Genomic DNA, 23,571 nt, shown 5'->3' with positions numbered 1-23,571 from the left:
CGTCACTGGCGCGTCGCACGAGTTCCCGAAAAATGAATCGGTGATCGGTCGTCGGTTGGGAAACTATTCGGTTAGACTTCCACGACTTCCTTGTTGCCGAAGGTCGACGGCACACTGATGCCGTAGGTGAACTGCGCACCGGACTGGTCGACGAGGGCGACCGTGGCGCTGGAGCCACCATCAAGACCGTCGTCACCCTGGATCGCGCTTACGTTGAGCGTGAGCTTGACGCGATCGTCGGTGCTGATGAGTTCCGTCTCGTCACCGTCCTCACCGGCCAAATTCTCGGTCGTGAACGTCTCTGCATCCGGTCCGTTCGTATTATCGTGCGTCAACGTCGTGTCAGTGGTATCACTGGTATACTGGAGCGTCATCGACGTAAGGTCGATGGCGTTCGATCCGGCGGACTTCATGACCGTCATGTTAACCATGTCGACTGCACTGCCACCGCTCACGTTCCCGCTCGCGTGAATAACTTCGATCTGGTTCGCGACAGCCTCCTGGGTCTCGGACCCGGTGTCGGATGCTTGACTCTGCAGTACTCCTGCCGTGTTGATCAGGACGCCGGCTGCGATCGCCGCAACCAGCACCATCGCGATGAACACGATCAGGGTACCGATACCGACCTGACCGCGCTGTTCGTCGTCTGTTAGTTTTTCGAACATTGTATGTACACCCTGCATGCGTGACGCGACCGATCGAGTGCCGGTCGGGCCGGCCTCGCTGCCGCCCGTGCGGGCAGCCCGCGTCGACGGGGAGTCCCCGTCGCGTCCGCGGCGTTCGACCCCGCGGAAGTGGCGACGGGCCGTCGGTCGGTCCGTCGATCGCCGGGAGCGGTTGCGTCGTATGGCATCACAGTATCTGGGGATGTACCCCGACGAAGACGTTCTCTCGTTCTTCTATTAACCTCCGTATCACTTCACTCGGCGAATCGAACCTCGACTCACGGCTCGAAACACGGGCCGAATCGGCGGCCGACTCTTCACGTAGGGCTTTAGGGATGGTATCGGTAGGGATGGGTAGATGAACTCGTCTCGCGCGACAGGGATGGCGTCGCCCCACTTCGACGCTCACGCTCGCTCGCTGCGCACACGCCTATGGATCTAACGTTAGCCAATCTCAGGGAGCTCTTTCAGAACCTGCTCGGGAACACGGGTGGCCGCCGTGGTCGCGAACGAGAGCAGGTGCGACAGCAGCAGGACGGCACACAGGGGGCCGTCACGGAGGATCCGGCGGGCCAGGGATTTCCCGGCGAACCGAGCGCCGAGGCGAGCCAACAGCCGGGCGCCGCGGCCGGCCAACAGCAGCCAGCGGGCCAGACCGGTGATCCGGCGAACGCCCAGGCCGCACAGGGAGGTGGAGCGGACGCGACCGACACATCGAGCACCGATCAGTCCACTTCCTCGTTCGACCAGGACCGGCCGGATTCGGACGAACTCGACGACGACGAAGTGGTCGACGATCTCTACCACCGTATCGAGACGCTCGAAGAGGAACTCGAGCGAAACGGCACCCGACTCGGTTCGATTCGCGACGCCCAGGAGAGCGTCAGCGACGACATCGAGGAGGTAAACGACACCGTCCGGCGCCTGCTCGGCGTCTACGATCGACTGACGGAACAGGTCAACCCGTTCACCGGAGCGGGCGAGGAGGCCGAGGGCTTCGGCGTCTTCGGCGAAAATCACGAGGAAGGGTTCGGATTGAACCAGCAGACCACCGAAACCGGTGGAGCCTCGATTTCCTTCGACGACCTTCGATCGGCAGTCGAGGAGGCGGACGGTGCCGGGGAGCCACAGCGAATCCCCTTCGAAGACGAACTCGACGACGAGCCGGGGAAACCGGCCGATGCAGACCGCGAATCCGACGAGACGTCGACGGACGCGTCCGTCGAAGTGCAGGCGACCGACGAGGTAGCTGGGGAAGAAGCTACCGACGTAACCGAGGACGACGATGCGGATGCCGACGACTCGGACGTCACGCTCTCATCGCTCGCGGACACGTATGCGGCAGATCTCCTCGTCTTCGAGTGGCTCACCGAGCTGGTCCGAACCGGTGGACCGTCTGCGACACTGCGTGCGATTTCGTACTACCACGAGATCGGCTGGATCGACGACGACGTGCGCCAGCATCTCGAGGCCGTCCTCAGCGGGCCGGACCTCGACATTCACGTCGATCCCGAACGGACGCCGGAGGAACTGACCGCGGAGGACCACGCCGACAGTTACGAGTACATCATGAAGCTCCAGGAAGTCCACGAGGCCAGCGCGGAGGTGGAACTCTGATGTCGGTCGGCACTGTCGGATATCGTTCGAGCCGGCGTCGAGATCGTCGCCAGCGGTGTCGGTCCGCCTCGGCCGACTGGCGCCGTTCAGTTTGGGGGGAAGCCAATGGGATTTAGTTCCAGTGCGGCCGTCGTCATCCTCTTTCTGGGGGTACTGGTCGCGATCGGGATGGTGTTTCCGGTGATGGAGACGGCCTACGAGCGTCAGTCGGCCGCGATGGAACAGCGCGACGACCGCGCGCTCGAGGTCAGAAACACGGCGATTCAGGTCGAGGGACTGTACGACTCCGGTACCGAGACGCTCACCGTGAACGTCACGAACACCGGCTCGACCACGCTCTCGGTCGAACACGTCGATCTCCTCGTCGACGGGCGACTCGTCACCGACTGGAACGAATCAGATCGCGCGGTCGAGGGTGACTCGGCGCGAACGCTCGTCCAGCCCGGCGAGTTGCTCGAGCTGACCATCGACCGGGACACGGAACCGAATCGACTCAAGGTGATCACCGGAAACGGTGTCGCCGAGACCGTCACGGAGGGGATCTGATGGCGGGCGAGTCGATTTCGACGCTTATTTTGTTCATCGCGGCGATGTTAGTCGCCGCGAGCGTCGCCGGTACCCTCGTCACGACTGTCGGCGGGCTCACCAACTCGGTCGATTCCGCGAGCGACGACGTCAGTACGGACATCGACACCGATCTCGAGATCATCAGCGATCCCGGCAGCGGTGCGATCGTGGGTGACTCGAACGAGACACTCAGACTTCTCGTCAAGAACACTGGTGACCGGACGATTCCCCAAGACGGAACGGAACTGGACGTGCTCGTCGATGGAGAGTACATCCCGACCCACAACATCTCTATCACCCCACAGGAGGAGCCAGTCTGGCGTGACGGCGTCGTCGCAGCCGTCGATATCACGCTCGAAACACCACTCGACGCCGGTGAGCACCGGGTCCAGTTGTCGGTCAGGGGCGCCGAGAGTACGTTCCAGTTCTACTACGGGGGTGCCTGAGCGTGGTGGACCACTACCCGCTCGGATTGACGGGGAGTGATCGCGTCGAGAGTGCGTTCGGCGGCGGAATCCCGCAGGGATCGATCGTGCTCGTCGAGGGAGAAGACGGCGCGGGCAAGAGCGCCATCTCGCAGCGCTTCTCCTACGGCATGGCCGAAGAGGACGTCTACGTGACGTACATCTCGACCGAACTGGCCTCCTGGGAGTTCGTCCAGCAGATGCACTCGCTGTCGTACGACGTGGTCGACCACCTGCTCGGCGAGCAGCTCCTGTTCCTGCACGCGGACATCGACACTCACAACGATGGCCAGCAGCGGGAACTCCTCACGCGCTTTACGGAGGCGACGACGCTGTGGCAAGCCGACGTCGTCTTCGTCGACAGCCTCTCGGCGTTGCTTCGCAACGATCCTCGCTACGAGTCCGTCGCCGGCACTGGCGACGAGGACCACGTCCTGCAACGGCTGGTCTCCTTCCTTCGGTCGGTGACCGAGCAGGACAAGACGGTGATCTTCACCGTCGACCCGACGAGTGTCGGCGACGACGCCCTCAGGCCGCTTCGGAACGTGGTCGACGTCTACTTCCAGCTCGAGACGAACTCGGTCGGGCAGGAGATCAGGCGAAACGTCAGGGTGCGTCGCTTCCAGAACATGAAAAATCCGGTCGACGACTCGATCGGCTACTCGGTCCAACAGGGCCGTGGACTCTCGATCGTGAGCAGGACGGTGGCTTAATATGGCTGACTTTGGCTCGACACGACTCTCGAACGAACTCGACGACCTGGCGACCGAATACCCGCACCTCAGGGAGCACCTCGAGTGGTTTTACGAGGAGTACACCGAGTATCCCGCGCTGATCGACGAACCGAGCGGGGAGTGGGAGTCACACCGGCCGAACGTCATCTACGAGGCCGAGGCCCCCATCTTCTGTCACGTCTACGGTGACCTCGGCATCGACACGACCTACTACTGCGTCGAACCGACGCTCGACGAGGCCGACAAGGAGCTGTACGACCGGATCCGCCAGCGAATCCTCGACAAGAGCGTCACCCGGCCGGCACCGACGAACGACGAGGAGTTCGAGGAACACCTGGATGCGCTTCTCGACGAAGTTGTCGAGATAACGAGCGGGATCACCGGTCAGTCGATCGGCCGCCTCAAATCCCTCGGAACGACCAAGATATCGATCTCACCGCAGCGGTTCGACCGATTGCGCTACCAGCTCCAGCGCGACATCGTCGGACTTGGCCCTCTCGAACCGGTCATGGCCGACACGGCCAACGAGGACATTCACGTGATCGGGCCGAAGCAGTGCTACCTCGATCACGGCACGTACGGGATGATCAGCGCCACGGTCGACTTCGGGTCGCCCGAAGAATTCGAACAGTGGCTACGAAACATGGGCGAACGGATGAGCCACCCGGTCAGCGACTCGGATCCGATCATCGACTCCACGCTGCCCGATGGCTCGCGTATCAACATCATCTACTCCGACGATGTCTCGGTGCAAGGGCCGTCGCTGACCATCCGACAGGGCGAGGAGATCCCGCTGTCGGTCTTCCAGATCACCAACTGGGGTACCCTGAGCCCCGAGCTGGCTGCGTACCTCTGGCTCTGCCTGGAGAACGAACAGACGGTCTTCGTCGTCGGCGAGACGGCGTCGGGCAAGACGACGACGCTCAACGCCTCGTTGTCGTTCATCCCGCGGGATTCGAAGATCTACACCGCGGAGGACACCGCGGAGGTCGTCCCGCCGCACGACACCTGGCAGCAACTGCTCACCAGGGAAGGGTCGGGCGACGAAAGCGCCGACGTCGACATGTTCGATCTGGTCGCCGCTGCACTGCGATCGCGCCCCGACTACATCGTCGTGGGTGAGGTCCGGGGAGCGGAGGGGCAGATGGCGTTCCAGGCTGCCCAGACGGGCCACCCAGTGATGCTCACCTTCCACGCGAGTGACATCGTCTCGATGATCCAGCGCTTTACGGGGGCGCCGATCAACGTCCCCGAGACGTTCATGGACAACTGCGACGTCGCGCTCTTCCAGAACCGCGTCAAGCAGGGCGACGACGTCCTACGCCGGGTCACCTCCGTCCAGGAGATCGAGGGCTACTCCGACTACGAGGGTGGTGTCGTCACCCGACAGGCGTTCCGCTGGGATCCCCGCGACGACGAGATCGTCTTCACCGGGCGGAACAACTCGTTCGTTCTGGAAGAACAGATCGCGACGCTGCTGGGCTACGCGGACACGCGAGAGATCTACGACGAACTCGACAAGCGAGCGGAGATCATCCGCCAGCTCATCGACGCGGACGTGCTCGGCTATCACGAGGTCAACAAGGCGATCGCCGATTTCCAGCGTGACGGGATCGAAGGGCTGCCCATACAGCCCACCGGGATGCACCAGTTCGCCTGACCATGTCCACGGAGACCCAGTCACAGCCGGATCTGAGTGCGCGGTCGCTGCTGTTCTCGCTCTACCGCGCGTACGAGACGATGGGGATGTCGATCGAGCGGTACATTCTCCTCGTCATCACGCCCGCGGTTGGACTGTTCGTGGGCGCGCTCGTCGCGCCGTTCGTGATCGGGCTCCCCCTGTTCGTCGCCGGACCGCTCGTGGCGTTCGGCTTCCTCGCGCTGACCACTGCCATCATCTATCCGAAGCTCTCCCAGGACCGCCGAAAGAAGCAGGTTCGACAGCGATTTCACCTGTTCCTGACGCACATCACAGTCCTCTCGATGGCGAACATCAACCGGGTGGAAATCTTCCGGATCCTCGCCGAGGAGGACGAGTACCAGGCGCTGGCCGAGGAGATGGGCTACCTCGTCGCGCTGGTCGACACCTGGAATCAGAGCTTGGACGACGCCTGCCGAATGCGCGCGAAGCAGGTGTCGAGTCCGCTCCTCTCGGACTTCCTCGAACGACTCGCCTACACCGTCGGTGCCGGCCAGGAGATCAGCGAGTTCCTCGTCGAGGAGCAAGATTCGATGATTCAGCAGTTTACCACCCGATACGAGTCGGACCTGGCGAAACTCGACGTGATGAAAGAGCTGTACATGTCGATGATGCTCTCGATGGCGTTCATCCTCGTGTTCGCCATCGTGCTGCCGATCCTGATCGGAATGAGTCCGACACTCCTGATCGGGGCGACCATCCTGATGTTCTCCATCGTTCAGGCGGCGTTCGTCTACGCGATCCACGTCGTCTCGCCGTACGACCCCGTCTGGTACATCGAGAAGACGGCGGGCGGCGGGCCGACTGAGCGTATCCCGCAGGCGCTCGTCGTCGGGTTCGGCGCCTGTCTCCTCCTTGGCGTCGTCGTTCTCGCGGTCCTCCTCGGGATCACCCCGATCGCACCGGATCGCATTCCGACGCCGGTCATGGCGGCGATTCCAGTCACGCCGCTGTTGCTCCCCGGCTGGCGAATGCGCCAGGAGGAGAAGAAGGTCAAAGAGCGCGATCAGGAGTTCCCCTCGTTCATCCGCGCGCTCGGGTCGGTCGAGAGCGTCAAACAGACGTCTACGTCGAGTGTTCTCTCCTCGCTGCGAAAAAAAGACTTCGGGGCACTCACCAAGAACGTCGACGCCCTGTACAAGCGTCTCCACATGCGCGTCGACAACGTCCGTTCGTGGCGGCTTTTCGCGGCCGAAACTGGTTCGTACCTGATCCAGAAGTTCGGCGACATGTACGTGATGGGCCGACAGATGGGTGGCAATCCGCAACTGCTGGGCCAGCTCATCAGCACAAACCAGAGCCACGTCCTCAAGGTCAGAGAGAAGCGCCAGCAAGCGACGACGACGTTGACTGGGGTTCTCTATGGGATTACGGCCTCGTCCGTGTTCTCCTTCTTCATCGGACTCGAAGTCGTCGAAGTCATGATGGACATCACCAACGAGATGGACCTCGACCAGCAAATGGTCGGTGACCTCCTCCAGACGGGCCAGTACAACCTGATGATGATCGAGTATCTGCTGATCGCGACGATCCTGATCAACGCGGCGTTGTCGGCGGTCATGATCCGGTTGACCGACCGTGGTCACCTCATCTCCGGACTCGTGAACTTCGTCTTTCTCACCTGGCTCGGAGCCATCATCGCGGTTATCACCGGCCACGTCGTCAGTGGGGTTATCAGCGTCTGATCGTCCGCCCACAGTGGCCAGTCACGGGATCCAGTGTCGAGACTCGACTCAGGGCTCGATACGGAGGGAACTTACTTTGACCGCCTTGTCCTCTAGTTGGATAGTCTGGTCGCCACTATGACGGAATCGACACCACTCCTCGAAAGTTTAGAGCAGTCGGTCGGTCGCACCGATGCGACGATCAAGTGGGCGCGCTTTCTGGGAGAAACGTTCGGGACGACGGGTGCGCTCAACTGTCTCCGGTACTACGAGGATCTGGGCTGGATCAGCCCGCTCGTGCGCGAGCAGATGATCTCGTACCTGCGAGGCCTGTCGATGGGGGAGATCCACAACAAGCGCTACGACGAACCGACGACGCTCGAGTATCCGCTCGAATCGCTCTCCGGGACGCTCTTTGGCGCGCACGCCCAGTCGCTCGAGTACATCTCTCGAATCAACGGCGACGATCTGGAAGAACACGTCATGGTGGCCCGAATGGCCGAACGCCGTGTCGACCGGCGCATCGACGACGAGTCCGACGACAACGAGGACGGCGGCGGCCAGCTCGTCAGCGTCATTCGTGACGATTCGACGCTTTCGGACTGAGCACTCGATCGGGATCCGATCGGCGGATCGCTCCAGCCAACCGAGACAGTATACGTTCACATCATGTATTCGATCCGACTGTATCTCTGCTAGAACCAGTCGGTCGAGTGGCTGAGTTGCACTCCCGGTGCGTGACTAAAACCGATGTTTCGGCCTTCCTTCCACCCATTCCGTCGTCAACTGCCGGAATCGGACTGCCGGTCAACGAAATATTATATGTTCCCTGAACACACTTGAATCGTGACCGATCCACGCATTTTCGGCCCAACTTTCCCACGCTTCTGTTGGATCTGTCCGGATAAGTGATGAATGTGCTTAGATCGTGGATTTCGCTGGACATCTGGGGTTAGGAATGGCCATATTTTTTATAACCCGTGGGTTCATCTGCTGTGATACTTCGGGAGCGAACCGTCGCTTCGACTCCGTCGAACGATGGTTCCCCGACAGGTGATCGGACTATGCGCGATACGACCCCCAACGACACGCACTCAGTGCTCGAGGAGCTCGCTACGGCGACTCAGGGCGCAGATTCGACTGAATCGTACGATATCACGATCGGCACCGTCGAGGATGCGACGCACGATATCGAAGCTGACATCGACGAACTGATGAAGCAGGTTCGCGGCGCGCTGCCGACGGACGACGTCCAGTTCGACGAGGCCATCGTCAAGGAGAACTTAGAGGAGGTCCTGCTCATGCTCATCTCGCTCCACGGCGAGACCCACGGCAAGGAGCTCCTCTCGGACCTCTCCCAGTTCTTCGGGACGCAGCTCAGCCCTGGCACCGTCTACCCGAGCCTGCACGCACTCGAGGACGAGGAAGTACTCTCGATGCACGCGAAAGTTCGCACCAAGGAGTACGCGATCGACGACGAAGACGCCGTCAGAGGTCGTGTCGAGCGCACGATGGTCCAGCACCTCGCGTTCGGCCTGTTGCTGTACGCATTCTTGCCCCGACTGTAGTTTTCCGGTTCGATTCCGGCTCGAACGTTCGATAGCGACCGCGTTCGACGCCTGTAGCCGGGCGAAATGTGAGGGCCCTGCACAAGAGACTGGGGTCACCGATGCCCCGAGCCGTCGGCTCGGTTCGATGTCCTTTTGAGCGACCGCCGACTTGTCCCACGCATGGCAACCTTCAATGTCGTCGTCGGCGACCCGGATTCGGGGCTGGCCTACCAGCTCGAAGCCGACGGACAGGACGCGAATCGATTCATGGGCAAGTCGATCGGTGACGAGGTCGACGGCGGTGCACTCGGCCTCGACGGCTACACGCTCGAGATCACGGGCGGGTCCGACGAGACCGGCCGGCCGCTTCACGCCGGCGTGACTGGCACGTCGCTCACCGAGGTCATGATGCGCGAATCCGGGACCGGCTACCACCAGCGTCGCGGCGGCGAGCGACGCCGTGTGACGGTTCGTGGTCGCGAGATCGCAGACGATGTGAGCCAGATCAACGCCACCGTCACCGAGTCCGGTTCGACCGCCATCGACGAACTGCTCGGCGAGGGCGACGACGAGGCAGCGGAGTAACTCGGAGGCGAGTTTTCGTGACAGATCGTATCGCCAGCGACCACCCGTCGGTCGAGACGGTTCGGACGTCGTGCGTGGCCACGGCGACCGGCCACCGACTCGAAATTCCGGCCGACGCAGTCGACCTGGTGCCGGCGGACGACGTCGTTCGGCTGGTCGTCGACGGTGACGAACGGTCGGCTCGCATCGAGCCGGCACTCACCGGTGAGAGTCGGTCGATCACGGGCGTCTACGAGTCGCCGAGCCTCGCTCGAACGCCCGGCGAGGGAACCGACCTGCTCGAAGCGTGGCTCGACGAGAACGGTATCGACGACGGCTCGTCCGTGTTGCTCGACGTCGTCGAATCGGACTTTTACTACGGGCTCCGAACACCCGGTGAATCGACGGTGTACGCGGCCAAGGAACCGCCTTCGGACTCGCTCGCCTCGATCGCCGAGGACTTAGAGGACTGAGTCGACCGGCGTCGACGGGTTTGTCGCCGCCGCGGCGTCGCCACGGCCGCGCCGGTCCACCCAAGTGTCGTGCGGTCGTACTGTCCCTGTGAGTCTCGATCCCGGCCGCCTCGAAGTCCGGCTCCGCGCAGCCTACGGTGGCACGGTCGGCGAATCCAGAGTCGTCGTTCGCCAGGCCGTCGACCTCGCCGCAAGCGGGCAGTACGCTGCCGACGTCGGCGCCCCGCTCTCGAACGAGGTGGTGCTCGACGAACTTGCCGACGCGCCCGACGGGACGCCCGCAGACCGCTGGAACTGGTGGATCGGATCGCTGGAGGTGGCCTACGGTGGCTACGGCCAGTTCGGGGTTCGGCGCTATCGGTCGGAGTAAGTCAGGTTGCCACCTCGTATTCGGTGGCAAGGGCTTGCAGTCGCTCGATTCGTTCTGCAGTGTCGGGATGGGTGTCCGGAAAGAGGTCCTGACTCAGTAGTCCGTCGTCGCCGTCTTCGGTGTATTTGGCGAAGTCCAGCGGTGCGATGTAGCATGCTTCGACGCCACCGTCTAGCGTTCGAAGGTCGTCGTCTGGCGCCCGCGCAAGTTCGTAATCGAGTTTCTGGAGCGCACTCGCGAGGGCCAGTGGATCGCCGGTGAGTTGGGCCGCACCGCGGTCGGCGGCGTGTTCTCGGTACCGACTGAGGAGCCGATAGAGGAGGAAACTCGCGATCCAGAAAAGCGTCGAGACGGCCAAAGTGACCACCGTCGTAGTGATGATCACGACGATCACGGCCGCGAAGCCCCGTGGATCGTCCCCGTCGTGACTGGTATCGAGAAACCTGACCGATTGATAACTGTCAGCGGGTGTGAACAGATCAGAAACTACCCGAAGGACGGTGTACGCACCTGTCGCGATGAAATACGTCACCGTCGGCAGGAGGTACGCGACGGTCATCACGGCAGCGTCGCGATTCAGGACGTGTGCCACCTCGTGGGCGAGGACGGCCTCGCATTCGTCGTCGTCGAGACGGTCGAGTAACCCCGTCGTCACGACGATCGTCGCCGTATCGGGGGACCGGCCGGTCGCGAACGCGTTCGGCGCTGACGAATCGATCACCGCGATGTCCGGCGGCGACAGGTCTGCCTGCTGGGCCAGTCTACGGACGGCTCCGTGCAACTCGGGGCCCACCTCTTCCGAAATCTGCCGCGCCCTGAGTGACCACAGTGCGAGTCTGTCGCCGAAGAGGTACTGCCCGACGAAGCCGGCCACAACCGCTCCGACGAGAAGCCGCCTGTCGACGACCACCTCGGTTTCGAGCTCGACGCCGGTGAGTGCAACCGTCACTGCTGGAACGATCGTCGAGAGCGCCCACTCCAGGATCAGGACGAACGCGAACGGAAAGACGACGATGAGCCCCAGCGAGAGCGCCATTCGGAGCTGTAGTCCACGGTCGGTTGACCACTCGCGTCCGCTCCGCCGTGTCGCCATTACCGATCACCTTCGTGACAGCCGTCAAAAAACTTCCTTTCGTGGTGATGGATCCGATTTTGCGTGATCCGAACATATCGACGACTCCGCACACCGTGTCGATACGCGAACCGACGGATCCAAACGGCGCTCGCCCCTACCCCGGCCAGATGGACGTCGAGTTTCTCGGCGGGGCGCACGAGATCGGACGGAGCGCCATCCTCGTCGACGATCGTCTGTTGCTCGACTACGGGATGGACTCCGGCGACCCGCCACAGTTCCCGATCCGTGAACCCGATCCTGAGGCCGTCGTCGTCAGCCACGGCCATCTGGACCACGTCGGGTCGCTCCCCTCGCTGCTCTCGGGGGACGCTCGTCCACCGGTCCACTGGACGCCCCCGACACGCGATCTCGCGCTCTTGCTGGCGAGGGATACCCTGAATCTCCACGGCGGGACCTACGACTGTCCGTTTACGGCGGCCGAGGTCGCTCGTCTCACGCAGGTATCGGAACCCCACGGCTATCGCGAGCCGTTCCCCGTTCTCGGTGGCGCCGACGCCGGCGGGTACGACGTCACGTTCTACGACGCCGGGCACGTCCCCGGGAGCGCCCACGTGCTCGTCGACGACGGCGAGACCCGATTGCTCTACTCCGGGGATTTCAACACCGAGGATCAGCAGTTACTCGCCGGTTCGACGGCCCGCCCGGACGCCGACGCGGTGATCGTCGAGAGCACCTACGCCGACACCACCCGCCCGCCCCGGGCCGACATCGAGGCCGCGTTCGTCGAGAGCCTCCGGACGACGCTGTGGGAAGGTGGCACCGTGGTCGTTCCGGCCTTCGCCATCGGGCGAACACAGGAGGTACTGGCCATCTGCGCCGACCACGACATCGATTGTTACGCAGACGGGATGGGCACGCGCGTCGCCGACCTGCTCGGCCGCGAGCGAAACCGGGACTTCCTGCGCGACCCGGACGTCCTCCGTCGAGCGACCGCGAACGCCCGGTTCGTCGACGGCCGGGACGGCCAACGAACGCGGATCGCCGCCCAGAATACCGTGATCGTCACGACGAGCGGGATGCTTCACGGCGGTCCGGCCATGACCTACGTTCCCGAGATCCGGGACCACCCGGTCAACACGATCGCATTCACGGGCTATCAGGTCGAGGGCACGCCCGGCCGCGAACTGCTCGACACCGGTCGCGCCGAGATCGACGGGCAACTCATGCCGATCAGCGCACAGGCCGAACACTACGACTTCTCGGCTCACGCCGACCGCGACGGCCTCCGTACCTTTCTCGACCCGTACGACGACGCCGAGATTCTCGTCAACCACGGCGACCGGTGTGAACACTTCGCCGCGGCCCTACGCGAGGATGGCTACGCGGCCCAGGCGCCGGAACTCGGCAGCGTCACGACGGTCTGAGCGGCCGTTTCGCAGGGCTCCCGGCTGCGGCCAGCCACTGACGGACCGCCGGTGACACCGGTGTGACCTGGTGACGGCAGCGGCCGGGAAGATATTACACAGTCGCGCCCTTCTAGAGGCTCGTTGGACGCCGTCGCGGACACCCTCACACGTCTGCGGTCGTCCCGACCCACGCAGCCCGCTGATGTTGATGCGTCAGCACCCCGGGCAGCAAACCGCACTCGACCCACCTCCGAATCCAGATGACACAGACGCCATCCCTTCCGGCTGCCGCACGCATCGGACGCGTCGCACTCCGCATCGCCGACCTCGACGAACTCACCGACTTCTACCGGACCGTCGTCGGCCTCTCCGTCCTGTCGCGTTCGGAGACCGAGGCGACGCTCGGTGTCGATGGAACGCCCCTGCTCGTTCTGCAGGCGGATACCGATGCGACGCCGAGAGATCCTGCGCAGGCGGGCCTGTTCCACACCGCGTTCCTCGTTCCTTCCCGGGCCGCACTCGGCGCAGCGCTCGAACGCGTGCGAGCGGCCGGGGCACTCGAGGGTGCCTCCGATCACGACGTGAGCGAGGCACTCTACCTCACCGATCCGGAGGGAAACGGTGTGGAGATCTACAGGGACAAACCGGCTGACGTCTGGCCGCGAGCCGACGACGGCTCGATCCGCATGCGAACGCTCCCACTCGACCTCGACACCATCGCGGCGGCGTTCGATGGGGCGGCCGACGCACCGGCGGACACGACGGTCGGTCACGTCCACCTCGAGACGACCGACCTCGACGCCGCGCGCTCGTTCTACGCCGACACTCTCGGCCTGCGCGTCCAGATGGCCGGACAGGGCGCCCTCTTCACCTCGATCGGCGGCTATCACCACCACGTCGGGGTGAACGCGTGGAACGGTCGGTCCGAACCTGCCGGTGGCCAGGGCCTCGAGTGGTTCGAGTTCGTCGTACCGGACGAGTCGACGATCGTGGACCTGAGAGAGGTCCTTTCGGCGACCGAAATCGACGACGGGATCGAGTTGACCGATCCTGACGAAATCGGAATCCACCTGCGGGTGGCCTGACGAGTGGCTTCAGGTGGTCTGCCCGTCGGCGGCGAGGGTGGCCACATTCGACTGGAGTGGTGATCCGTGTCGACCCTTGTTCACTCTCCCGTCGTCTCCGCCTCTCCTCACGACTCGTCCGGTCCGTCATCGTTCGAGCCGGCCCCATCGCTGTTTGCCGTGAGAACGCCATCGTCCGGTTCGTCAGGAGCTGATTCGCCGGCGCTCGATTCGTCGCTCGTGAGGACGATCCCGCCTGTCTTGCTCCCTCGATCGGGGCTAACGGCGGGACTCCCGTCGACAGTCCGCGACGAGTGGCGCTGCGGCGGCCTCGGTGGGTCGTAGCTGTAGAGAATCTCGTCGTCGACGACGAGGTAGGTCCGTTCGAGTGGGTCGTAGTGGAGCCCGGTCCGGAGGTCGATCGCCAGCTGGGCCAGGTGTGCGAGTGACTCGACCGACGCGCGTGGTCGATCGGTGACGGCGGCGGGAAGGCTCGCGGGAGTGACCAGCTCGCCGTGTTCGTCGACGTCGGCGCAGTAGTCGAGCCACTCGCGTTCGGCGGTCGTGGGAGCGTGATACCGGCGGGTCGCGACGGCAACCCCGCCGAGTCCGCCCAGCCCGGCGAGCAGGAGGAGGGGTCCACCGACCGACTCGATTGGGCCGGCTGAATCGCTCACCGTGACGGTTTCGGCGTCCCGATACGGTTCCGTTATGGTCTCGTCGTCGAACCCGTACGTTCCGCCGTCGATGGTGACGGGGATCCGATGGGTCTCACTGGTCGAGCGCTCGGCGCCCGCGATCGATCCTTCGACCGAGACGGTGGCCTGCAGGAATACGCTGGTCTCGCCGGGTCGCGCACCGAGTTCCGCCTGGATCGTTTCGATGCGATCGACGACATCGGCGACGGGCACGTCCAGGTCGACGGTGACCGTCTCACCCGGTTCGACGTCGGTCTGCGTCGTCGACGCGACCGGTTCGGCCGACTCCCAGTACACCGTATTCCCCTCGACCGCCTGGACGTATCGATCGATCGAGACGTCGACGTCGGCCGTCCCGTCGTGTGCCTCGTACGTGACGGCGTACTCGCCGTCGGCCGTCGGCGTCACAGCGGTGAAGTACCGCGGTCGATCCTCCAGGACCGTTCCCGCCGCGTAGAGCGTCGTGGAGTCTACAACCTCGGCGCTGTGGTGGAGCTCGCCGGAGAGTGACCAGGCTTCGTCCGTTCGCACCTCGGTCGTCTCCGGCTGGGCCGCGTAGGCACCGTAGCAGAGCCAGCCACCCATCGCAGCGGTGGCGAGCAGCGCCACGATCAGTATCGGTCGGTACTCGGCGAGGACCGCACGGAGTCGAAGCCGTCGGTCGTCGCTCGAATCGCTCTCGTGTGGGATCGGGTCGTGTTCCATGGTGGTCACCGTCGGTCCAGTCGCCGTCGCGATTGCGCGGTTCGGGCCTGTCGTCTCGCACGTGGGTCGTCGTCCACCCGTCGCCAGAGAACGCGGGCGATTCCGTACGTTCCACCGCCGATCACGGCGAGAATCGCAAGCTGTGCGACCGCAGGATGCACCCCGTTGAGGGCGTCCAGGGCTGGCTTCGGGAGGAAGCGCAGATACCGGTGTTCGGTCACCGCGGTCGGGTAGTACCCCGTCTCGTCGGGGGCGCTGATCGCGAGCAGCACATCGGTTCCAGAGCGTGGGCCGACCGTCACCCGATCCGATTCGACCTGTACGTGATCGCCGCCGTCGACGTACGCGACGACAGGGACGAACCCGTCGTTTTCGACCCGGTAGGTCGTCTCCGCGGTCGTTCCCTGTCTGACGACCGTCGGGTCGTCGGAATCGAACTCGGCACTGACGAGGTCGTAGTGCTGTGTCCCGCCGGGCAGGATCATGGCTCCCGCGCCCGCGACGACCACGAGAAACGCGAACCCGGCACAGAGATATCGCGGATCGATCGGGACGGATACGTCGGACGCGAAGCGTGACTGTGTGGTCGTGTGTCGTCGGTCACGAACGGTCTCGACGCCGTACCACAGCACCGAGAGGACGAACAGTACCGCCGCCGCGCCGCTCGACCCCACGCCGGTTCGGACACCCAGCGCGCCCGTGATGGCACCGTTCACCCCGTCGACCCACCGGCCGATCGTCGTGCTGACCGTACCCAGGTGTGGAATCGTCACGACCTGCCCGTCGACCTGCCAGGCCGTCGCATGAATCTGCTCGTCGGTTACCGGTGGTTCGCCACCATCCTGATCGGTAAACGGATTCGCGTCCCCGCGCGTGACGTAACCCGCCTCGGTCTCGTCGACGATCCGGTGGGTGGTCAGTCCGCCGCCCTGGATATCGCGTGCGTCGAAGACCACGACGTCGCCCGGATCCGGGTCGTCACTGACGGGCGTCGGTATGGCGACGAACCCATCTCCAGCGGGAATCTCCGGCTCCATACTCCCCGTCTCGACGAACCCGAGCAGGATCGGGTACCCGAGTATCTGGCCGACTACCAGGAGGCATACGACGACTCCGGCTCCCACCGCAAGTCCCCGTCCCGCTCGGGCTAGCCCCATCTATTACCGCATTCTATTTTGAAAATATTTAATTTTAACTATATTGTACTTATGGTGCTTGGGGACCTGCCATCCCAACACTGGTGGCGGACTAGCGAACGTGACCGGAATCGGCGGGATCGGTTCCGGACGGTCACGTCGGCGATCGGTTTTTCCACCAACCGGCTCTGATCGGTCGAGTTGGCGTTTTTACGAAATATCGCGGCCGGTTGAGACGCCCGTTGGATCGACGAAGGGGTGGTAGCCGCCCGTGGACGACTATCCTCGATTAGGCGTCGAAGAGCCGCTCCAGTTCCACATCGATCGTTTCCCTGTCGAGATCGGTGTCGCTCAGGTCGATCTCGACGTCGGCCAGTTCCTCGTAATCGGCGAGTGTCGGTGCAGTATCCATCGTCAGGCCTCCGCAGTGATCAGGAGTTCGTCGTCGATCTCCACTTCGTCGATCGCGCTCTCCGGGAACGCGACGGCCGCGAGGCTGAAGTCGGTCTCCTCACCCGGGGTGAGGTCGGTGATCGAGAGCACCCCGCGCTCGGGATCGACGCTCCAGTTGCCGCTCTGTGGGACGAGCAAGACGCCCAGGACGCCGTCGATGCTCGGCGGGAAGATGCTCCCGGATACGTCGAGGAACGTGAGCGGCGAGACGGCGAGTTCGACCTCGTTCGTTCCCTGATTCTGGATCGTGAACAGGTTCGCGACCCCCGTCAGGGCGTTCGCGTTGACGCCGTCGCCGGCGACAGCGCCGTTGGCGTCGGTCAGTTCCACTGCCAGCTCGCCGCCGTCCATCGTCGCGTACGCGCCGTTTGGTCCGTCGTGCGGCCGGATGCTCAGGTAGCCGTCGGCGTCGTCCGCGACCGCAACGGTGACGTCCCGTTCGGCCTCGACGCTGTCGAACGCCCCGGTGCCGAGTGCGAGGCCGCCACCAGCGACGATCGCACCGGCACTCAGGACGAATGTTCTGCGTTCCATCGTCCTAGGTATCGACCGCGTGGAAGACGACCGAGTCGACCAGTTGTTCGTCGACGTCGATCGCGTCGTCCGTCGTGTCGACGACGAGGCTGATGTCGGCGCTCTCACCGACGTCGAGTTCGATGCCGTCGGCGAGTTCGTCGCCGTTTCCGTCCTCGAACGCGACCGCTCCCGGGTGCTGTCCGGATTTCGTCACCTCGACGGTGACCGGCTGGGTCCCCTGGTTCGCAACCTCGAACAGGGATCCGAACTCGGTTACGGCGTTCGGGTTCACACCCGAGCCGCCCGATGGCGTTGCATTATCCCCGCTGAGGTCGAGCGCGAGCGTGCCACCATCGCCGTCGTCGGTGACGTAGTGCGAATCAGTGCCCTTCAGTCGCAGATAGGCGGATGCGTCGTCAGCAACCGCGACGTCGATATCTCGAGCGGCCGTCACAGAGGTGAAGGCGCCGGTTCCGACCATCGCAGCGGCGCCCGATGCCAGCGCTCCCATCCCAATTACGAATTTTCGTCGTTGCATAGTTGGTCTCGCCCCTTCCGGGACGAATCGACCCAGTCGGGAGATGGGTATTGTAATACGGTCGTGGACTCGACTCCGGACGGCATTGACCGACGGTCAACTCCTCGAAAGAATTCTCAACCCCTCGACTACGAGATGTGCTCCCGGGTACGGAGGTCGTTGACTGCCGGTCAACTGGTGATTCTCCTGTCAGTGTCAGTCGAGACGATACATTGACTGGGGTCAACGAGCCGTTGAGCGGGTTTGCTGCCGTCTCTCGGCGACGCCATTCCCACACCCCGGGTCGTGTCTCTCCCGAACGCTGCTGACGTCATCCGTCGCCCTCGAGTCGTCGGCGACCAGCTCGTGCAACTGTTACTATAATACCGAGATTTAAAAACTCGAATGAGAGTAATAGTTACTTTTATTTTACGCCCAATAGTTGTTTTTGTCCGAATGGGGGGCACCATACACGAGACGGTCGACAGGAGCGGTTCGTCACCGTCGGAGAGTCGCCGGCTGACGGAAGACGAACTGTTCGAGTTGCTGGCGAACGGTCGGCGACGACACATTCTCAACGCACTCTTGCGAGAAGGGACGACACTGGATATCGGGACCATCTCTCAGGAGATCGCTGCGCAGGAAGACGGACTCGCCTTCGAGGAGGTCTCGAGCAAGGATCGGAAACGGGTCTACACGGCACTGCAGCAATCACACTTGCCGAAGCTGGATCGGTCGGGTGTCGTCGACTTCGATCGGGATCGTGGCACGGTCGAGCCGACAGCGGCGCTCGAGAACGTCGAGATCTACATGGACGTCGTTCGCGGCCGCGAACTCCCCTGGAGCGACTACTATCTGGGACTCGCGGCACTCTCCGTGCTCGTCCTCGTCGCCTCGTCGGTCTCGGTGGTTCCGTTCACCGTCCTGCCAGCCCGTGCCGTCACGGTGTTCGTCGTCGTCTCGTTCAGCGTGTTCGCACTCGCACACCGGTACGTCGCCCGTCGCTCTCGCCTCGGAATCGACGAAGACCGACTCGACGTCGAATTCGACTATCGGGAGCACCGATGACCTACACGCGACGTGCAGCGGCGATCGCCATCCTGGGTTCCGGGACACTACTGGCGGCCGGAACCCTCGGTTCGTCCACCACCGAGGTCGACAGGCGGGTGTCGGTCGCCACCGCCGACGACGCGGACGCGTATATCGGCCTCGTGGAGGGAGACGCCGGCGTCGAGACGGCTGGCACCCTCTTCGATGCCGATGGTTCGCAGTCGGCACCAGCGACGGTTTCGATCGCGAACCGACTGACCGAGTCGGTGACCGTTACCCTCCGGTCTGCGGCCGACGGGCTGCAATTTCGTCGTCTCGGAGGGGGAACGACCCAGTGTAGCACCCGGCCACTCACGCTCCCAGCGCTCGACCCAGGCACTGCTCACACTGTCGCCATCTCGCCAGCAGACCCGTTCGAATCCGCCACCGACGCCGTGACGTTCCAGGCCCGATCGGAAACGGGGGAGACGACGGCGACCGTCCGGCGATCGGTCTCGCTCGACGCTGCGGGGATCGCTGAGATCTCGGCTGCGGACTACGAAATCGTCCTCCTTCGGCGGGTACGACCGGGATCGATCGGTCTCGTGGTGATCGACGATCGATCGGGAGCGCGGGTTCGCTGCAGGCAGGTTGCCGTTCCCGGATTTCGGCAGACTGGGGGCCTTCTCGTTCGGTTCGAGCGGTCGTCAGCCATCGATCAGCCGTCCGTGTCGGTCGCTGCCGATAACGATCAGGCTCCCATTCCGGCCAAATCAGCCGATCGTGGTCGTTCGGTCGGCCCACCCACCGTTCGAACGGGCGCAGGCGTGTCCGTGACCGTCATCGAGCGCGACACTTCCAGCCGCTCACCCTCGCTGACCGCCGCATTCGACGTTCTCCTCACAGATTCCGGGGCTACCAGCGATGGCTCACCGCCGCTCGTCACGATCCGGGTCCCGACGGGCTCGAAGTGAGTCTCGAACGCCGAACCGAGCGGTTGTGAACCGACGGACGGCCGAAGAACGGAGAGAGGCAAAATCCGACAGGAGCGGATCGACGGTTCGATCGCGTCAGTCGTCTGCCGGTGCGTCGGATCCCGACTGCGCCTGTGCCTTGGTCCAGGAGAGTTTGCCGCCAGCAGCGAGGATGTCGCGTTCGCGCTGGGAGGCGTCGAGCGTCGCGGTGTACTCCTCGTCGCCGTTGACCGTCACGGTGAACTCGGAGCGCCCTTCGGAGACGCCGGTCTCGACGTCCTCGACGATCTCGACCTCGTCGCCCTGGTCGATGCCGTCGTAGGCGTCCTCGTCGATGACGAGCGGGACGATGCCGAAGTTAAAGAGGTTCGCGCGGTGGATCCGGGCGAAGCTCTGGGCGAGGACGGCCTCGACGCCCAGGTGCATCGGACACATCGCGGCGTGTTCGCGCGAGGAGCCCTGACCGTAGTTCTCGCCGGCGAGCAGGACGCCGCCGTCAGCTTCGGCCGCGCGGTCGGCGAAGGTCTCGTCGACGCGGCTGAGCGTGAACTCGGAGAGCTTGTCGATGTTCGAGCGGTACATCAGGATGTCCTGCGTCGCGGGGATGATGTGGTCCGTCGTGATGTTGTCGTCCATCTTGAGCAGGACCTCACCCGCGATGTCCTCGTCGATCCCTTCACGCAGGGGCACCTCGCCGATGTTCGGGCCCTTGACGAGCTCGTCGTCGACGGCCTCGTCGGGGGTGATAAGGTCGGCTTTCGAGGCGTTGTACTCCTCGGCGAGTTCGAAGCCGGGCGCCTCGAGGTCGCCGAGTTCGTCGGACAGGTCGCGTGGATCGACGATCTCGCCTTTGAGCGCGGCAGCGGCGGCGACTTCCGGCGAGCAGAGATAGACGTTGTCGTCCTCGATGCCGGAGCGCCCCTCGAAGTTGCGGTTGAAGGTACGCAGCGAGACGGAGTTGGAAGCCGGGACGTGGCCGATGCCGATGCAAGCGCCACAGGTCGCCTCGGAGAAGTTGACGCCGGCGGCCATCATCTCGGCGACCCAGCCCTGTCGGGCGAGCAGTTCGGAGGCCTGCTTCGAGCCGGGGGCGACGATCATCTCGGTCTTCTTGTTGACCTCGCGGCCCTCGAGCATCTTCGCGGCCGGAAGGACGTCCTCGTAGGCGCCGTTCGTACAGGAGCCGACGATGACCTGGTCGACGTCGGTGCCAGCGACTTCGCTGACGGGGACGACCTTGTCCGGCATCGATGGCTGTGCGATCAGCGGTTCGAGATCCGAGAGGTCGACGACGATCTCGTCGTCGTACTCGGCGTCGTCGTCGGGCTGGAGCGGGACGTACTCGCCGCCGCGGCCGACGCGTTCTAGGTAGTCCTCGGTCTGTTCGTCGGTCGGGAAGATCGAGGAGGTCGCACCGAGTTCGGTGCCCATGTTCGTGATCGTCATCCGCTCGGGGGCGGTGAGCGTCTCGACGCCCGGCCCCGTGTACTCCAGAATCTTGCCGACGCCACCCTTGACGGTCAGGCGTCGCAGGAGTTCGAGGATGACGTCCTTCGCGGTCGCCCAGTCGGGCAGTTCGCCCTCGAGGCGGACGTTGACGACTTCGGGCATCTCGATGTAGTACGGCGCGCCGCCCATCGCGACGGTGACGTCGATCCCGCCGGCGCCGATGGCGAGTTCGCCGAGACCGCCAGGGGTCGGCGTGTGCGAGTCAGAACCCAGCAGCGTCTTGCCGGGGGCGGCAAAGTTCTCGCGGTGGACGTTGTGACAGATACCGTTGCCGGGGCGAGAGAAGTGAGCGCCGTAGGTGCCGGCAGCAGAGCGCAGGAATCGGTGGTCGTCCGTATTCTTGAAGTCGAACTGGTAGGTCTGGTGGTCACAGTACTGGGCGGCGATCTCGGTCTGGACTTCGTCCAGCCCCATCGCCTCGAACTGCAGCCAGACCATCGTTCCCGTCGTGTCCTGGGTGAGGACCTGATCGATCTCGATGCCGATCTCCTCGCCGGTTTCGAGGTCGCCCTCGACGAGGTGATCCTCGAGAATCTTCTCGGTAAGTGTTTGTCCCATAGCGTCTCCAAATCCGCTATCGGCACTGATAAAACCAGCGTGTTCTCCCGTTTTAGGCCGGCCAAACACCTGTCTCGGATGCAGCCACCGGTCACTAGATTCCTGCTGGTTCGACAGTCGAGGTGGGTCCGTGATGGCTGGGCTGGTCCGTCGGTCGTGACCGCCGCCAGTTGTCGCTGTGGCCTGTGTTCACCAGTGAGCAATGCGACAAGCTGGTCCCTGTGAGTCGTGTTCGTGGGGCGTGTACACCGTCGACAGCCTCGGTCGAACGCGATACGCTTTTGGCGATACCGGCGCCTGGTCCTGTCATGTACCGCTCGGGCGCGTTCGTGGCCGATCACGTCACGCCGACGACGGACGAACAGGAACAGCCGAACGGGGTCGACCTCACGCTCGACGTCGTCTTCGAACAGCTCGAACCGGGTCGCATCACGCGCGACGGCAAAGAAATCGGTGACCGGGTCGCCCGCCCCCTCGAGGAACTCGACGAGAAGGCGCCCGCAACGTTTTACCTCCCCGAGGGAACCTACGTCGCGCGCTACGCCGAGCAGATCAGCGTCCCCGAAGGGCACGTCGGCTTCGTCTACCCGCGCTCGTCGCTCATGCGCAATTCCTGCATGCTCAACACGGCCGTCTGGGACGCCGGGTACGAGGGTCGTGGCGAGGGACTGTTGCAGGTCCACCACGACATCGAACTCGAACGCGGCGCCCGAATCGCCCAGTTCGTCCTCGCCGAGGCCGAGCACGAGGACGTCTACGACGGCACGTATCAGGGCGAAAATCTGTAACCCGCCCGCGCGGCGACCTGACTACCCACTCGATTGCCACGCTCCCGAGTAGCCGTTCCTCGAAACTGGATCGATCGGACGCCACTCACGGCTGAACCATTGCACGACAATACGACTCGCGAGGGAAACGCTGCATGATGGTGCACACCGCACGAACCGTCGCATGATGGGGTACATCGCATGATGGCGACGACGCACGCGCTCGTCGGACTCGCGCTCGTGGCGCCGATCGCCGTCGTCGCCCCCGACGTCGCGGCGCCACTGGCGGCAGGCGCGATCGTCGGCGGTATCGCGCCGGATCTCGATCTACTCTTCACACACCGTCGAACGTTCCACTTCCCTGTCCTGGGAGCCGGCCCGGCCGCCGCGGCGATGATCGGGGCGACGATCGTCTCGACTCCGGCAGCCGTCGGTCTCGCGGCGTTTTTGACCGTCGCCTGGGTCCACGCGGTGACGGACGTCGTCGGCGGCGGGGCCGGGTTCGACCCCTGGACGAACCCGATCGATCGCGCCGTCTTCGACCACTGGCACGGCCAGTGGATCCGCCCCAGACGGTGGATTCGCTACGATGGCGCGCCCGAAGACGCCGCACTCGGGGCCCTCCTCGCGATTCCTGCCCTCGTCGTCTTCGACGGCCCCGTTCGTCCACTGGTCGCCCTCGGCCTGCTTTTCTCGGTCGGCTACGCGCTCGTCAGACGCCGACTCCCGTCCTGGATCGACGAGTAGCGGACCGGTGGATCGCGGGTTGGGCGTTTCGGGAGGGCCGTCCAGTTGTC

The 23,571-nt window shown here is 64.0% G+C and carries 26 protein-coding genes; 18 read left to right on the top strand and 8 right to left on the bottom strand.

The features are described from left to right. Nucleotides 1-71 precede the first annotated feature (71 nt). Nucleotides 72-665 (bottom strand): archaellin/type IV pilin N-terminal domain-containing protein, encoded by a 594-nt coding sequence (locus HALRU_RS02730; protein WP_015299881.1) that lies wholly within the window; start codon nucleotides 663-665, stop codon nucleotides 72-74. Between the two features lie 16 nt (nucleotides 666-681). On the opposite strand from HALRU_RS02730, the gene HALRU_RS02725 reads away from it, so the two are divergent. From HALRU_RS02725 to HALRU_RS02670, 12 genes are all read left to right on the top strand, one after another. Further along, complete coding sequence (locus HALRU_RS02725) at nucleotides 682-906, top strand: hypothetical protein (RefSeq protein WP_148680408.1); 225 nt, start codon at nucleotides 682-684, stop codon at nucleotides 904-906. A gap of 191 nt (nucleotides 907-1,097) precedes the next feature. Beyond that, nucleotides 1,098-2,282, top strand: coding sequence for a FlaD/FlaE family flagellar protein (locus tag HALRU_RS02720; RefSeq protein WP_015299880.1), 1,185 nt, complete (start codon nucleotides 1,098-1,100; stop codon nucleotides 2,280-2,282). Nucleotides 2,283-2,387: 105 nt separating this feature from the next. Then, entirely contained in the window at nucleotides 2,388-2,828 is a 441-nt protein-coding gene (locus HALRU_RS02715) for a flagellar protein F (RefSeq protein WP_015299879.1), read from the top strand. Beyond that, nucleotides 2,828-3,295, top strand: a complete 468-nt coding sequence (locus HALRU_RS02710) for a flagellar protein G (RefSeq protein WP_015299878.1) — start codon at nucleotides 2,828-2,830, stop codon at nucleotides 3,293-3,295. The genes HALRU_RS02715 and HALRU_RS02710 overlap by 1 nt, the downstream gene beginning before the upstream one ends. 2 nt (nucleotides 3,296-3,297) lie before the next feature. Then, a complete protein-coding gene (locus HALRU_RS02705; protein WP_015299877.1) occupies nucleotides 3,298-4,026 on the top strand; it encodes an ATPase domain-containing protein in 729 nt (242 codons plus the stop codon). 1 nt (nucleotide 4,027) lies between these two features. Beyond that, nucleotides 4,028-5,707 (top strand): type II/IV secretion system ATPase subunit, encoded by a 1,680-nt coding sequence (locus tag HALRU_RS02700; RefSeq protein ID WP_015299876.1) that lies wholly within the window; start codon nucleotides 4,028-4,030, stop codon nucleotides 5,705-5,707. Between the two features lie 2 nt (nucleotides 5,708-5,709). Then, a complete protein-coding gene (flaJ, locus tag HALRU_RS02695) occupies nucleotides 5,710-7,431 on the top strand; it encodes an archaellar assembly protein FlaJ (RefSeq protein ID WP_015299875.1) in 1,722 nt (573 codons plus the stop codon). A gap of 117 nt (nucleotides 7,432-7,548) precedes the next feature. Next, the gene (locus tag HALRU_RS02690) at nucleotides 7,549-8,016 is read left to right on the top strand and encodes a FlaD/FlaE family flagellar protein (protein WP_015299874.1); all 468 of its coding nucleotides are present in this window, start codon (nucleotides 7,549-7,551) and stop codon (nucleotides 8,014-8,016) included. Between the two features lie 458 nt (nucleotides 8,017-8,474). Continuing rightward, a complete protein-coding gene (locus HALRU_RS02685) occupies nucleotides 8,475-8,978 on the top strand; it encodes a PadR family transcriptional regulator (protein WP_015299873.1) in 504 nt (167 codons plus the stop codon). 162 nt (nucleotides 8,979-9,140) lie between these two features. Next, nucleotides 9,141-9,545, top strand: coding sequence for a 30S ribosomal protein S6e (locus HALRU_RS02680; protein WP_015299872.1), 405 nt, complete (start codon nucleotides 9,141-9,143; stop codon nucleotides 9,543-9,545). 17 nt (nucleotides 9,546-9,562) lie between these two features. Then, nucleotides 9,563-9,997, top strand: coding sequence for a DUF7112 family protein (locus tag HALRU_RS02675; protein WP_015299871.1), 435 nt, complete (start codon nucleotides 9,563-9,565; stop codon nucleotides 9,995-9,997). A gap of 88 nt (nucleotides 9,998-10,085) precedes the next feature. Continuing rightward, nucleotides 10,086-10,367 carry a hypothetical protein gene (locus HALRU_RS02670; protein WP_015299870.1) on the top strand — a complete coding sequence of 94 codons (282 nt, stop codon included), beginning with the start codon at nucleotides 10,086-10,088 and terminating at the stop codon, nucleotides 10,365-10,367. Between the two features lies 1 nt (nucleotide 10,368). Here the strand turns inward: HALRU_RS02670 and HALRU_RS02665 are convergent, their stop codons facing one another. Continuing rightward, nucleotides 10,369-11,460, bottom strand: coding sequence for a M48 family metalloprotease (locus HALRU_RS02665; RefSeq protein WP_015299869.1), 1,092 nt, complete (start codon nucleotides 11,458-11,460; stop codon nucleotides 10,369-10,371). A gap of 149 nt (nucleotides 11,461-11,609) precedes the next feature. Here HALRU_RS02665 and HALRU_RS02660 point away from each other — a divergent pair, with 149 nt between their 5' ends. Together HALRU_RS02660 and HALRU_RS02655 are read left to right on the top strand one after the other, a co-directional pair. Continuing rightward, entirely contained in the window at nucleotides 11,610-12,866 is a 1,257-nt protein-coding gene (locus HALRU_RS02660; RefSeq protein ID WP_015299868.1) for an MBL fold metallo-hydrolase, read from the top strand. Nucleotides 12,867-13,108: 242 nt separating this feature from the next. Then, the gene (locus HALRU_RS02655; RefSeq protein WP_015299867.1) at nucleotides 13,109-13,933 is read left to right on the top strand and encodes a VOC family protein; all 825 of its coding nucleotides are present in this window, start codon (nucleotides 13,109-13,111) and stop codon (nucleotides 13,931-13,933) included. A 107-nt stretch (nucleotides 13,934-14,040) separates the two neighbouring features. Here the strand turns inward: HALRU_RS02655 and HALRU_RS02650 are convergent, their stop codons facing one another. The 5 genes from HALRU_RS02650 to HALRU_RS02635 all read right to left on the bottom strand — a co-directional run bounded on the left by HALRU_RS02650 (nucleotide 14,041) and on the right by HALRU_RS02635 (nucleotide 17,958). After that, nucleotides 14,041-15,315 carry a DUF5305 domain-containing protein gene (locus tag HALRU_RS02650; RefSeq protein WP_015299866.1) on the bottom strand — a complete coding sequence of 425 codons (1,275 nt, stop codon included), beginning with the start codon at nucleotides 15,313-15,315 and terminating at the stop codon, nucleotides 14,041-14,043. A 5-nt stretch (nucleotides 15,316-15,320) separates the two neighbouring features. Beyond that, complete coding sequence (locus tag HALRU_RS02645) at nucleotides 15,321-16,472, bottom strand: S26 family signal peptidase (protein WP_015299865.1); 1,152 nt, start codon at nucleotides 16,470-16,472, stop codon at nucleotides 15,321-15,323. 268 nt (nucleotides 16,473-16,740) lie between these two features. Further along, entirely contained in the window at nucleotides 16,741-16,863 is a 123-nt protein-coding gene (locus tag HALRU_RS16080; protein WP_015299864.1) for a hypothetical protein, read from the bottom strand. Nucleotides 16,864-16,865: 2 nt separating this feature from the next. Further along, the gene (locus HALRU_RS02640; protein WP_015299863.1) at nucleotides 16,866-17,438 is read right to left on the bottom strand and encodes a hypothetical protein; all 573 of its coding nucleotides are present in this window, start codon (nucleotides 17,436-17,438) and stop codon (nucleotides 16,866-16,868) included. A gap of 4 nt (nucleotides 17,439-17,442) precedes the next feature. Continuing rightward, nucleotides 17,443-17,958, bottom strand: a complete 516-nt coding sequence (locus HALRU_RS02635; protein WP_245547773.1) for a DUF1102 domain-containing protein — start codon at nucleotides 17,956-17,958, stop codon at nucleotides 17,443-17,445. A 435-nt stretch (nucleotides 17,959-18,393) separates the two neighbouring features. Here HALRU_RS02635 and HALRU_RS02630 point away from each other — a divergent pair, with 435 nt between their 5' ends. Both HALRU_RS02630 and HALRU_RS02625 read left to right on the top strand, forming a co-directional pair. After that, the gene (locus HALRU_RS02630) at nucleotides 18,394-19,005 is read left to right on the top strand and encodes a DUF7344 domain-containing protein (protein WP_015299861.1); all 612 of its coding nucleotides are present in this window, start codon (nucleotides 18,394-18,396) and stop codon (nucleotides 19,003-19,005) included. Then, the gene (locus tag HALRU_RS02625; RefSeq protein ID WP_015299860.1) at nucleotides 19,002-19,940 is read left to right on the top strand and encodes a hypothetical protein; all 939 of its coding nucleotides are present in this window, start codon (nucleotides 19,002-19,004) and stop codon (nucleotides 19,938-19,940) included. The genes HALRU_RS02630 and HALRU_RS02625 overlap by 4 nt, the downstream gene beginning before the upstream one ends. 96 nt (nucleotides 19,941-20,036) lie before the next feature. Here the strand turns inward: HALRU_RS02625 and HALRU_RS02620 are convergent, their stop codons facing one another. Next, nucleotides 20,037-22,007, bottom strand: a complete 1,971-nt coding sequence (locus HALRU_RS02620) for an aconitate hydratase (RefSeq protein ID WP_015299859.1) — start codon at nucleotides 22,005-22,007, stop codon at nucleotides 20,037-20,039. Between the two features lie 308 nt (nucleotides 22,008-22,315). Here HALRU_RS02620 and HALRU_RS02615 point away from each other — a divergent pair, with 308 nt between their 5' ends. Together HALRU_RS02615 and HALRU_RS02610 are read left to right on the top strand one after the other, a co-directional pair. Further along, a complete protein-coding gene (locus HALRU_RS02615) occupies nucleotides 22,316-22,795 on the top strand; it encodes a deoxyuridine 5'-triphosphate nucleotidohydrolase (RefSeq protein WP_015299858.1) in 480 nt (159 codons plus the stop codon). A gap of 180 nt (nucleotides 22,796-22,975) precedes the next feature. Continuing rightward, nucleotides 22,976-23,521, top strand: a complete 546-nt coding sequence (locus HALRU_RS02610) for a hypothetical protein (protein ID WP_015299857.1) — start codon at nucleotides 22,976-22,978, stop codon at nucleotides 23,519-23,521. Nucleotides 23,522-23,571 lie beyond the last annotated feature (50 nt).

The sequence above is a fragment of the Halovivax ruber XH-70 genome, assembly GCF_000328525.1.
Taxonomy (GTDB): domain Archaea; phylum Halobacteriota; class Halobacteria; order Halobacteriales; family Natrialbaceae; genus Halovivax; species Halovivax ruber.
This window is presented reverse-complemented; position numbering and strand designations above follow the sequence as displayed.